This is a genomic window from Myroides odoratimimus, assembly GCF_001485415.1.
In the GTDB taxonomy this organism is placed as follows: Bacteria; Bacteroidota; Bacteroidia; order Flavobacteriales; family Flavobacteriaceae; genus Flavobacterium; species Flavobacterium odoratimimum.
Window position 1 is genome coordinate 1 of the sequence record NZ_BCMQ01000011.1, and the last position, 12,220, is coordinate 12,220.

Genomic DNA, 12,220 nt, shown 5'->3' on the forward strand with positions numbered 1-12,220 from the left:
AAAGTATTAACTACTAATGCTACAGGTGGAGTAGAGTGGGCACTTAAAAGTGATATTAAACCAACAAAAGCTGATTTAACTACTGATGGTATTATCGTGGTAGGGGATGCTACAACAGGAACTCAGCTAGCCACAGGAGCACTTCTTGAAGGAGTAAATTTGTCGATTAAAAAAGAATCTATTGATAATGATAAGATAGCACCTAGTACTCTTACAATAGATAAATTAGCTACTGTTCCTGAGAAAAAGAATATGCATTTAGTAACAGATATAAATGGTAAACCACAATGGGAAACTTTGAAAGGTAGCGATATAAAAATTACTACTAAACCAATAGCGACCAATGAAACTGTTGAGGGACAAAGAGTTTATACTGTTAGAATTATAAATGGAGAAGTAGAAACCCCTCCAGGGACAAGCTTAACGTATAATTCAGAAATAAAGGCTATTCCATTGAGTAATATAGATTATTTATTAACAGCTCATATTTATGATAGTAGTAATAAATTATGAATTAATGGTGTAACTAATAGTAAAAATACATCTGTTAAATTCCGTTTTGGTAGTGGTAATTTTTATAACACTTTGCCAGTGGCTAAAAATTATATTGTTGTACTAAAATATGTATCTACAGAAATAGTTACTCCTTAAATATACAAGTAAGAGAAATAAAAAAAAGCAATAAGAAGAATTCTTCTTATTGCTTTTTTTATTTAGAAACAAATAGCAGGTAAGGGTTTAAAACAAATAATAGGATTTCATTTATCTCTATATGCATACCATTTATGGTATGATTTTTGGCTTTTTAATAGTAGATCTTTTTAAGATTTGATTAATCGTTAATATACCTAATCTGTGCTGTATCTATATTGATATTTGCTTAAATTAATACGATATGGGTATAAAAGTTTTAAAAATCAAATATTTTTAAAACTAAAAATTAGAAGTAGCTAAACGAAAGTTGATAGTTAAATTTTAAGATTTAATAAATTAATAAAAAAAGTATTCTATAAACAGTGTAATTGTTGTTAATTATTAAAATCGAATCTTGTAACGATTGTGAAAACGATATTTAATTGCTGTAAAAATTGTTAATAATTGAGTACTTTTAGGCTAGTTTATAACAAAGAGATATGAAAAAAAAGGTAATTACTATTGGAGTTTTAATGATGAGTGGATTAGCTTTTTCACAAGTTGGTATTGGGATAAGAGCACCGCACAAATCAGCATTATTAGAGTTAAAAGCAGATGCAGGTGAGTATAGAGGGGTATTGATTCCGCGTATTCCTTTAAAAGACTTAACCGATAAATCACTTATAAACAAAGGGGATGTAGAGACTAGCTTATTGGTGTTTAATACAACAGAGAATAGTGTGGTTACTTCTGGGTTTTACTATTGGAAAGGAAAAGAATGGGTTAGATTAGTAAATAATCAGGACGTTATTGATAATATAGACAATTTTCCTCGAAATAAAGTATTAGGTGTTAAAGGGGATGACTTAGTATTAGAAGATACTAAAGGAGGAAAAGTGAACACTCCTATTAAAGACTTGAATATCATTACCACTATTAAGGAAGGTGCAAATGGTATATATACGTATACGAATGAGGCAGGTGTAGCACAGGTTATCGATGTGACAGGCAGTGTTATTAATAATATTACAGAGATACTGAAAGACGAACAAGTCGTTAATGAAATATATACTAATGTAGCTAATAATGGGAAGGCAGCTACTCCAGCAGATACTTCTATCAAGATCGATAATGGAGGGAAGGCTGTATTAAACCCAATGCAAGTCTCTGTAGCTGAGAAAGGTATTACACCTAATAAAATAGCACCTGGTGCAATAGGTACTTTTTTAATTACGGCTAAGAATGGAGATGTACAGTGGGTAAGTGCTACGGATGATTCTATAAAAGAAATCTTGTCACTGAACCAAGCAATTACGCTGTTAAAAGATAATGGTAATGGTACTTTGACATATTATAACGAAGCTTGTTTTGACAAAGACGGAAAATTTATAGAGGGATCTGTAGGAGAATCTTTTGATTCTAATACCCTACGTATCGAATCGACTAAAGATGGAAAGTATCTTTTCTTCGATGGAAGAAGTAAGGATATACCAGTGGCTACTATAGATGTGAAGCAGACTGTAGTAGAGAATATCACAGAGATATTAAAAGAGAATACTGTAAAAGAAGAAATATATAATACTGTAGCTGCACAAGGGAAAAAGGCAACAGGTGTAGATGCTGTGGATATCGTAGGAGGGGATAAGGCTGAGGTCTACTATACTATTGAAGGGGATAATCGAAGTAATGGAAAAAGAGGTAAGTCTCGTCCTACAGCTATTACTATTGATGGTATTGCTTGTGGAGCTATAGCTAATCCCCAAATTAGCACTAAAAGTAATCAATAATAATGATTTATAAAGAAATAAAATATAGAAGAAGGAAGCTTATAGTTTCCTTTTTTTATTGATAATAATATGCTCATTTGATATGCTTTGAGTCTGTTTTTGATCTTTATTATAAGCAATTATAGCCTCATAACTTTAAAGAGGTTATTTGACATGTAAAAGGATGTGGAATATTGATGAAAATCCTGCAAAATATTCTAAAAAAATGCCAATACTCTCTTCGATAAAAGCTTTTGAAACCTCTTGAATTATCAAATCTGTAAAAGTGCATATTAACAGTGAATTGGCTTAAAAAAACACCTTTTTGTGTGTTGATTTTTTTGTCTTGTAAATTATATTTGTGTACTTTTTATTTGTTAATGTATGGGTGATTTTGAATTAAATCCATTTTATGAGTTAATAATAGACGATTTAGTGAATCGTAAATACTCGGTGGTTGACTGTTTTTTTTCGGAAGAAGAGATCAACTTGTTAAGAGCAAATTTGCTTTTAAAACAAGACTTACACAGTTTTAAAAAAGCAGCTATAGGGCAGGCAAGTAGCGAACAAATAGTAGAAGAAATTAGAGGAGACTCTATCTTATGGTTAGATGAGAAAGAACCTGATGAAGTAGAGCAGATGTATTTCAATAAAGTGAATCACTTCTTAGAATATGTAAACAGAACTTGCTATCTAGGTATTCAAGAAGGAGAGTTTCACTATGCGTGTTATCCTCCAGGTACTTGTTATAAGCGTCATTTAGATATTTTCCAATCAGATAGCCGTAGAACGCTGTCTGTAGTGTTATATTTGAATGATCAAGAATGGACTCCAGCTTATGGCGGAGAGTTAGCACTTTACCTACAAGACGAACATGGAAATGAAAGAGAAGAGATTGTACATGCCTTACCAGGACGCCTTGTCGTGTTTGACAGTAAGAGTATAGAACACGAGGTGAAGATGGTAAATCATACTCGTTATAGCATTACAGGATGGTTAAAGACTAGATAAGTAAAAAGCCTTTATATGTTTTATCATATAAAGGCTTTTTCGATTTATAGAAATAATGAGTAAACTATTCTACTGCTGTATTTAATTTTTTCTCTTGCTTATCTTTGACTAGTTTCCACGAGTATAGTGTGATAAGTGGAACGATGATCCAGAATAAATCAATAAGCAGGATATCAGAATAACCTTTAACCCAACTTACCCATATCCAGTTACCTGTCATGACACCATTAAAGATAGGAATAGTAAGACCAATAATACTTCCGACTAATAAACAGTCTCTATTGGTTTTATAAATATTCTTTCTGATGCTTAATAAGATCGTGATAGCTAACCAAGTCCAGAAATAAAAGGAGTAAACAAAGTTTTGCCCTCCTGTTGGGTTTAGTTTTACTGCTATAAAAGCTAATGCCGTTACAGGATACATAGATAAGCAGATAGCCATATAGATATTTGCTAGCCAGAAGTTAAACTTGCGTTTGTGTTCAGGAACATTCTTTTTATCTCTGGCCACTAACCAGATCAGTACTCCAGATATAATGACTATACATCCAGCTATCCCTACTAAGAAGTAAACGATACGAGTCGCTAAACCTCCGAAAGAACCAAAGTGAAGTAAATAAACTAAGTTAGAGAATATATAACTATATCCAGGATTTTCATTAGGATTACTTATCTCTTCTACTTCTCCTGAATGAATGTGATATTTTATTTCTCCACGACTATTTAACTGTTTTTCATTATGCGCTCTACCACTGATGGCTACAGTCATACTTTCATCCCCATAATTAAGTATAGAGATATTAGAGATATATGGATCATCCCATTTTTCTACTGTTTGAAGAATATAGGCGTTTAGATCTATTTCTTTATCAATGGCTTTATGTTGGTATACGATCTCTTTAGCTCCTCTATCTTGTGTGGTATCACTGCTAAATTTGTCTGCATCACCACCATATCCTAATGCAATGATAGTAGCTGCGACTATTCGATAGTTTAATAAGAAATAAGCTCCCGTGATAGCAAAGATTAATTGGAAAGGAAAGGTAATAACACCTAATGCTGTATGTAGGTCAGTCCATACGGTTTTTAGCTTTTCCCAAGGTCTAAATACATAGAAGTTAGATACTATCTTTTGCCAGTGTACAAGTAAGCCTGTAATAAGTGCAAAAATGTAAATGAAAGAAACTAACCCAGCTACAAAGTAACCAAATGGAGAGATATGGATATTAACTAGACCATTTAATTGTGCTAAAAAGTGAAGTCTGTATAAGAATCCTCCTAAAGAATACGATTCTTCATATCCGTGTTTTTCTTCTGTAGCAGTGTCATATAGACCGAAGTCACGTTCTTTCGCTTTAGGTAACAAGGTGTCTTGTGAAGTAGAGATATTATAGCTCATGACTCTACTTCTATCATTCATTCGGAAGTAAATATTTCTACCCTGTAATCCTATTTGATTGTCTAATGAGTCTAATAAGGTATTGTAGTTGATAGATTGAACAGCTATTTTTTCTTGTGGTTTATTACTTTGCCAATTCGCTATTTCATTTTTAAAGAAAGAGAAAGAACCTGCGAAGAAGATAATGTATAGTAATACTGTAATAATAATCCCACTTATCGTATGTAGGTGGAAGTATTTATTATAATTTCTAATATTCATAATAGTGATGTGTCTTGTGTTTAGGTATGTATTGGAGCGATTAAATAAGGTGAATAAAAAACCAGTGTTAGCACGATATAGGCTAACCATATTTTATATCCGTTGCCAATGATAAAGGCCATAATGAATAAGATGGTCCATAATACATATCCTGTGACGAACATCGTTGTATAAATAGGATGAGAAGGGAAAAAGTACATTAGAAACATGTGAAATGTTGTACTTACTAAGAATCCTCCGAATAGACCTGCAGTTATCTTCAGTATACGTTGTATAATTGAACTTTCTAAATGCTTTTTATTTGCGGGCATAATTAAAATATTAGTAGTTCTAGAAATAATCCTAACCCTATAAAACTAACGATGTGTTTAGTCTTAAATGATAACATAGGATATAATGTTAGAATAGCAGAACCAATAAACATTAAGAAGATAAAGAACGTTAAGCTTCCTACTCCTAGACCTTCATAAATAGACTCTGTTGTTAAGGCTATTATTAATAGTGAGTAAGCGATAATCTTGGATAATTTAGTGTTTGACCTAATCCAGGTAGTTAATGTACATTTCTTCTCATATTTTACTTTCTGAGAAGTGTTATATAGCATAAAGAAAGCAAATGCTGTAATTGAAAATAATAAGGTATGCATTTTATTTAGATTGAGTATAAACAAATGTATGACATATTTTATAGTTTTCAATAACAAAATATTAAACTTTTTGATATGATAACGTTGTGTTGTTATTGATTGTTTATTAGGGGTTTAGTGTTTGGTTAACATGCATTATGAGAATTAAAAAGACTAATTGTATGGGCAATTAGTCTTAGTTGTTTTTATAATTAACACTTATTAAATGGTCTGAGTCTAAATTACTTTGTTTTGATAACCCCATTTCGATATAGGTTTAAGGCTTCTTGTAGAACATCTATTATAGCATCAATAGGTAAATCAGCATTGGCATCTATACTTAATGTTTTCATGCGCTTTCTACTTCCTATTTCTAATAAAGGATGTTCTATACGCATTCCTTCTACTATTAATAGATAAGGTGTTTTAGGTTCTTTAGTCAAAGCGAGAAAACAGAACATACGATTCTTATAGCTAAAACAAGGAGTCCCCCACTTTAACGACTCTGTGACATGATCATCTAACTGCAAGATAATGTTTCTTAATGCCTGTAAGCAACCTCTATTGGGTTCTTCTTGTCGTAAATAGTATTGTTCTGTTTCTTTCATAATTGTTATTTTATAGCTACATAAATGCTTACTTCAGCATCCTGTGGGTTCATGGATTTTTCGTCATATATTTCAAAATCAGCTGTGTATTTTCTATCCCACTGTTGTTCCCATATTTGAAACCACTCATTGATAACCAACCCTTTTGTTAGATCTCCAGTAGCAGTTATTTTATTATAAGTACTTGCTTCTATAGTATGCCCTGTCATTCCTTCTGGGATATTAGATAGGTCAGATACTTCACAGCCTATTATTGTAGTATAGGGCATCGTATGGTCCCCTTCATAATTCGTGTACATGGAGTAGACAGCAGTACATACTTTATTTGGTATACGGTTTAGCACATCTTCTTTCCAAAAGCGTTCCCATAGTAAGGGAATATCATTAGCTGCTTTGTTTTGTTCATTGGTAGTGCGTACTTCTATTCCGATGATGTGGAATTTCTTTAAGGTTACTTGATTCATAATACATGAGTTTAAGATTATGTAGCAAAGTTAGGTTCCCCTTATGACATAGGTATGTCAGGGGTGTTGTCTTGTGGGTAATATTTTTCTCTACACGCTTTTAAGTATTGCTCCATTGTGATTTGATGAGGTTCGAATGTTTGCAAGGTATCTTTTAAGTGTTGGATACAGTCTAGTCTAAAGGCTCTAAAGTCTAGTCTCAATCTACAGTAGGCTATTAATATCCAGTTGTCCTGTGTAGTATAGATAGCAAAGGGTTCTATGTCTCGCTGACTCTTTTGGTTTTCTAAAGACAAATAATCAATAACAAGCACCTGATGATTGACAATAGCAGTCTGTATTTGTATTAAGTAATCACTCGTCTGTGCTTTATCAGGATTATCTCTTACGATTATTCTTTGAGAGAGCAGATCAGCTTTATCTTTTTGGGTGTAGCGCAGTACAGCTTTTAGTTTGAGAATAGCATTTTGATATTGTTTGATTAGAGAAGCATCTTTATTCTTTAATATCAGTTGCTCAGCAGTGATAAGAGCATTCGCCTCTTCTTGTGTAAACATGACAGGAGGTAGAGCATACCCATCTACCAGAGAGTATCCTTTACCTTCTTCTGTATAAATTGGAATACCAGATTGTTCTAACGTTCTGATATCTCTATACACCGTACGTATACTTACATTGTGTTTTTCGGCTATCTCAGTAGCGGTTACGATACGCTTAGATTGTAACTGGGTCACTATAGCTGTTAATCGGTTTAGACGAGGTTTACTTTCTGACATAAGACTACAGAGAATTAGATTTATTGACAAAGATAACATTTCGATAAGCCCAGAATAAGAGATAGACATATAAATGAAAAGGAATTATACAAATAGGACTGAATTAATGATCAAAGCATATTATAGTGTGGTTTTAGAGCTAATGAAATAGATATGAAGTAGAATTGCTTTGTAATATTTGGTCAATGCTTAATCTAGGATAAGTATATTTACACCTTCTAAATATTCGCACTATGGCAGAACCAGTAGGAGTCTTTGCTCAAATACACCTAACAGAGGTTAATTATAAAGCATTTTTTAAAACCAAAGCAATCACTGTGATTAGTGAAGAGATGCACCAATGTATCCTTTATAATTGTCAAGATAACTATTGTTATCAGTACAATAAAAAGAAAGAAGAACTACTGTGTTTAGCTTTTTATAACCATGGTAATAGAGAGACTATCAGAGGAGATTTTTATCTAAGTATTCAGACCATTGCACCTTTTGCAAAAGAGGGAAGAACAGGTGTAATAGCACTGACATTAGATGCTTATAATTGGCAGGAAATAGAATGCTATGAGGTGTTAGTAGATAACCAATGGGAGGTGCAGGCCATCAGTGCTGTAGAGTTAGAAGCATTACGAGTTTTAGTCTTTAGTTGTTTAGAACACTTTGATCAGCCTTTTGCGCAGAAAGTGTTTGATTCAAAAATGGTAGATAGTAATGTAGTCAAAAAAATAGCTACACTACAAGGGAAGAACCGCTTGGCTAACTTAACCGTTTTTGCAAAAGAGGCAACGCCTTTAAACCCGATTCACTTATTCGGAGCTTTTTATTATAATGGCAAGGTGGTGTTTAGTTGTAAAGAGGGAGGGATAGTGTACCCTCAGATTGATTTAGCTACTTTTAAGCCAATGGTATATGGGGCTTGTGATCAAGAGCATGTTATTTTTAATGGCAAGTGTATCAAGACCAATCCTAAGAAGTTTAAAAGAGTAGCGAAGTATGAGACGGTCTATTATTTATCTGAAGAAGGAGTATTAGATGAGAAGGGCGAATGGATAGAGGGAAGCGATGCTACTACCTTTAAGCTGACAGAAGACTACTTAGCAGAAGACAGTATTCATCTGTACTATTGGGGACATGTAGTTTCTAAATCTTCTTTTTCAACTTACAGAGTGGAGAGTTATCCCTATCACACAGACTTTTTGATCACAGATACAGCAGTGTATTATACTCAATATAAGCTAGAGGTAGATGCTCAGAGCTTTCGTTTTTTAAAGAGGTTAGAAGGTTTAGCCTATTCTTATACTGGTTTTGTAGGAGAGGATAAGGAGGGGCTGTTTGTGTACTTGATAGAAGATAATAAAGGTCAAGTTATTCGTTCAACAGGATTGTCTATTGATCAATTGTTACAATTATTTCAAGATAAGTATGGCAATAAATATTGGCGAATGGAAGAGGATGAACGTATCTGCCTAGAGAAACCAAGTGCTGCATATTATAAGGAGTTTGCTAAAAAGTGTAAGACTCCATGGGTATTTTATCAAATAAAGGAATTGCGTGACTATGCTAAATTGATTGTTCAGAAATATGAGGATAAGAAGGACAAGGAAGAGTTAATTCCGTTTTGGAAGATCTATAGTCTAGTAGAACCTTATTTATGGATAGAAGCAGATAGTTATAAATATGTGATACTGATGTATTGTATAGAAGGAAAACAAGAACATGCATTAGATACTCTGAGAAAAGCGATTATGTATGGAGCATTTGATATGGAAGAGTTCTTTGACCATCCTTTATTAAGCACTATCCAAGAGCATGAGTACTTTTTAGAATTAAAGGAATATGCTACACAGAATAAGCCAATAGGCTATAAAATCCCAATGCAATTAGAGATTTTAGAGAAGCTCTTAGCTCTTCCTCAGTCGATGTATACAGATGGGACGATACTGTGGAAGTATCACTTATACGATAATGTCGATATAGAAGAAGCTATGCGTGAGCATCCACAGTTGACAGATTATTATACGCGTTATATCACTTTAAATACAGAATTGTTTAATCGATTCTTTAAGCGTTATAATCTGATAGATATGGATTATACTCCTTATGAAGAATATCACTGTATGCCGATAGAAGCTTCTATCATTATGCTTAAGTATTATATGCGTATGGCTGATATACCATCGGGAAGTGTAGCTTATTTTATCCCACAATTAATACAACGTATGGATAAGATAAAAGAGAGAATTCATCGATTAGCAGGAGAAGAACATACTCACTACCAAACAGTGTATAATAATAATGAAGTTGTTCAAATATTAGAGCAGTATTTCTAAAAGTAAACAAAGATTATGTTTCTTACTTTTTTGTTAGTAAATATATTAGATGAAAATATATTAGATGAAAATATATAAAAAAATGAAGAAACTAATTGTTTTGTTAATGTTATTACTGCCATTGTTGATGACTGCGCAGAAAGAAAATGAGTACAAGAGTAGATTCTATATACAGACTAGTTTTTTAGGAGTAGATGCAGGAAGAGATTTTTTGATAGGTGAGAATATATTCGTTCAGACGGGTATGGGGATAGGCGCAGGTTATGATGTATGGAATAATAGTATGTCAGTTGTATTTACCTTTAAGAAGCCAATTCCTTATCTGAGAGGGGGACTAGATTGGTATTATAATAAGAATAAGAGAATAGAGAAGAATCGTACTTTAGACAATAATTCAGGTAATTATGTAGGGTTTCAAGCTAAGTATAGTTTTGGTACAGATAGTGAAGAATATATGAATTCCTTAAATAGTGTTCTAGTAAGTGAAGTACATTGGGGAATAAAACGCAAGTTAGTAGGACCAATGTATTATAAAGTACAGTTAGGTGTAGGACACTTTAATGATTATGATGCGAAGTGCTCAGAAGTATATCCTGTAGTAGGTGTGTTTTTAGGTGCTACGTTCTAAGAAATAATATAACGATACTTAAAAAGATAAGGCTGTTCAAAAAGGACAGCCTTATTTTTATTAAAGTATCTCATACTTTCCAGCAGAAGTTAATATCTTTTGTACTTCTTCTTTCGTCACTTCAGGAGTTTTAACCTCTATACTATGTGTATCTAGAGTGACTGTAGCTTCTATATTAGGGTACTTTTTTAGTTCTTCTTGAATCTTTCCGACACAACTACTGCATCCCATTCCTTTAATTTGATATACTGTTGCCATTTCTTTTTTGTTTAATAATTTATATTACAAATGTAGGATAGTGTGTCATTATCGTTGTTATACGATTTTAAGGAGTTGTTATATAATTCTTTTAAAGAGTAAGATGAAGTCTTTTTTTTCATCTATGTGATGATCCGTATTCTTTGCTTATGAAGAAATAAAGGAATCCTTTTTTTGTTTTCAAGTCTTTTTTTCTTTAAATCAAGGAAAATAAACTTTTAAAATCTGTTTTTTTTCTAAATCAGGAGGATATAAGTCTATTTAGGGGATTATTTTAAAAAAACATAGATACTTTTTTTAAATAGGTTTTATTGTAAAGTGTTGATATTTAAGTTGTTATTTGTTTTTGACTTTTTTTTAGCCAATATGGATATTGCCTTAACCCCAGTAAAATAGGGCACTTGACTAGAATCCCTCGACAATTCATGGAGAATACCCCATACATAGTGGAGCAGAGAAGATGTTTGTCGAACAATGCTTCTTCTATTCTCCATGTATTCTCCTTCTAATAATGTACATGCTAAAATAAAGAAGGGTATAGTACATACGAGTGAATATGTCTATGAAAAAGAGTCATTATAACGAGGGATGAGTTGAGTAGATAATATTTAAGAAATTATCTCCGATGGGGATTAGAAGAGGTATTCTATTTATAGAAAATAAGCAGTAAAACAGAACTCAATATACTCATCCATAAAGGTGATAAGTCCTGCTTACTGCTTAGTTAAAGATTTGTCTAATGAAGAAATATTATCTGTAAGATTACGGATTAGGATATCTTACTAAAAGCGTCTTCACACTGTAATACCATAGTGTCTATAATAGGTATTTTAATATCAAGTGAATTAAATACTAAAGGCAATTCTGTACAACCCAGAATCACTCCTTCTACAGAGGAATAATTTTCTATTAATGTCATAAAGAATGAACGCATCTCTTCTGTGATGGCTCCTGTAGCGAGTATAGATTGGAATTGACCTATTTGGGCTATTTCTTCAGTGTTAGGAATGATTACTTCTATCCCTGCTTGCTGTAAAGGAGATTTAAAATAATCATCTTCCATCGTGAAGGGTGTACCTAGCAGAAGTACTTTCTTCATATTATGCGTTAGTATATGTTTTTTGGTCAGTTCTATACTGTGTGAGATTGGAATATTAGTTAGTATTTCCTGTTTGATCTCATCATAAGCTTTGTGTAAGGTGTTGTTTGCTATCAAGAAACAATTTGGTTGTAGCGATAGTAGGATTTCGATTTCGTGTTTTAAGATATTAGGTACTTCATCCCATTGATTAGCATATCTAGTTTTGATATTGTGATAATCTATACTGTATAAGAGGATAGGGCATGAGTGATATCCACCCCATTTTTCATTTGCCATTTTGTTTAATAGCGTGTAGTATAACGCTGTAGAAGGGTATGCTGTACCACCTAGTATTCCTATTCGTTTCATTGAGTTTGTTTTTTAGT

At 32.7% G+C, this 12,220-nt stretch carries 12 protein-coding genes and 1 pseudogene; 5 read left to right on the forward strand and 8 right to left on the reverse strand.

What is annotated here, in order from left to right; all coding sequences use genetic code 11:
• The 3 genes and pseudogenes from MODO_RS19340 to MODO_RS11105 all read left to right on the forward strand — a co-directional run.
• Positions 1-513: pseudogene (locus MODO_RS19340) on the forward strand (hypothetical protein); the annotation flags it as partial.
• A 620-nt stretch (positions 514-1,133) separates the two neighbouring features.
• A complete protein-coding gene (locus MODO_RS11100; protein WP_006258609.1) occupies positions 1,134-2,420 on the forward strand; it encodes a phage tail-like protein in 1,287 nt (428 codons plus the stop codon).
• Between the two features lie 363 nt (positions 2,421-2,783).
• Complete coding sequence (locus MODO_RS11105) at positions 2,784-3,410, forward strand: 2OG-Fe(II) oxygenase (protein WP_006258608.1); 627 nt, start codon at positions 2,784-2,786, stop codon at positions 3,408-3,410.
• A gap of 64 nt (positions 3,411-3,474) precedes the next feature.
• Here the strand turns inward: MODO_RS11105 and MODO_RS11110 are convergent, their stop codons facing one another.
• The 6 genes from MODO_RS11110 to MODO_RS11130 all read right to left on the reverse strand — a co-directional run bounded on the left by MODO_RS11110 (position 3,475) and on the right by MODO_RS11130 (position 7,543).
• Positions 3,475-5,070: a PepSY-associated TM helix domain-containing protein gene (locus MODO_RS11110; protein WP_006258607.1), complete on the reverse strand. Its 1,596-nt coding sequence runs from the start codon at positions 5,068-5,070 to the stop codon at positions 3,475-3,477.
• Between the two features lie 20 nt (positions 5,071-5,090).
• Positions 5,091-5,381 carry a hypothetical protein gene (locus tag MODO_RS19025; RefSeq protein ID WP_006258606.1) on the reverse strand — a complete coding sequence of 97 codons (291 nt, stop codon included), beginning with the start codon at positions 5,379-5,381 and terminating at the stop codon, positions 5,091-5,093.
• Between the two features lie 2 nt (positions 5,382-5,383).
• Positions 5,384-5,716 carry a hypothetical protein gene (locus tag MODO_RS11115; RefSeq protein WP_225581760.1) on the reverse strand — a complete coding sequence of 111 codons (333 nt, stop codon included), beginning with the start codon at positions 5,714-5,716 and terminating at the stop codon, positions 5,384-5,386.
• Between the two features lie 221 nt (positions 5,717-5,937).
• Positions 5,938-6,303: a DUF1801 domain-containing protein gene (locus MODO_RS11120; protein WP_006258604.1), complete on the reverse strand. Its 366-nt coding sequence runs from the start codon at positions 6,301-6,303 to the stop codon at positions 5,938-5,940.
• 5 nt (positions 6,304-6,308) lie between these two features.
• Positions 6,309-6,767, reverse strand: coding sequence for a GyrI-like domain-containing protein (locus tag MODO_RS11125; RefSeq protein ID WP_006258603.1), 459 nt, complete (start codon positions 6,765-6,767; stop codon positions 6,309-6,311).
• Between the two features lie 41 nt (positions 6,768-6,808).
• Complete coding sequence (locus tag MODO_RS11130) at positions 6,809-7,543, reverse strand: helix-turn-helix transcriptional regulator (protein ID WP_006258602.1); 735 nt, start codon at positions 7,541-7,543, stop codon at positions 6,809-6,811.
• Positions 7,544-7,776: 233 nt separating this feature from the next.
• Between MODO_RS11130 and MODO_RS11135 the strand changes: the two genes are divergently transcribed.
• Entirely contained in the window at positions 7,777-9,867 is a 2,091-nt protein-coding gene (locus MODO_RS11135; protein WP_006258601.1) for a hypothetical protein, read from the forward strand.
• Between the two features lie 82 nt (positions 9,868-9,949).
• Positions 9,950-10,495 carry a hypothetical protein gene (locus tag MODO_RS11140; protein WP_225581761.1) on the forward strand — a complete coding sequence of 182 codons (546 nt, stop codon included), beginning with the start codon at positions 9,950-9,952 and terminating at the stop codon, positions 10,493-10,495.
• A 60-nt stretch (positions 10,496-10,555) separates the two neighbouring features.
• Here MODO_RS11140 and MODO_RS11145 read toward each other — a convergent pair whose 3' ends face one another.
• Positions 10,556-10,753: a heavy-metal-associated domain-containing protein gene (locus MODO_RS11145; protein WP_006258599.1), complete on the reverse strand. Its 198-nt coding sequence runs from the start codon at positions 10,751-10,753 to the stop codon at positions 10,556-10,558.
• Between the two features lie 769 nt (positions 10,754-11,522).
• Positions 11,523-12,203, reverse strand: coding sequence for an aspartate/glutamate racemase family protein (locus tag MODO_RS11150; RefSeq protein ID WP_006258598.1), 681 nt, complete (start codon positions 12,201-12,203; stop codon positions 11,523-11,525).
• Positions 12,204-12,220: the final 17 nt, after the last annotated feature.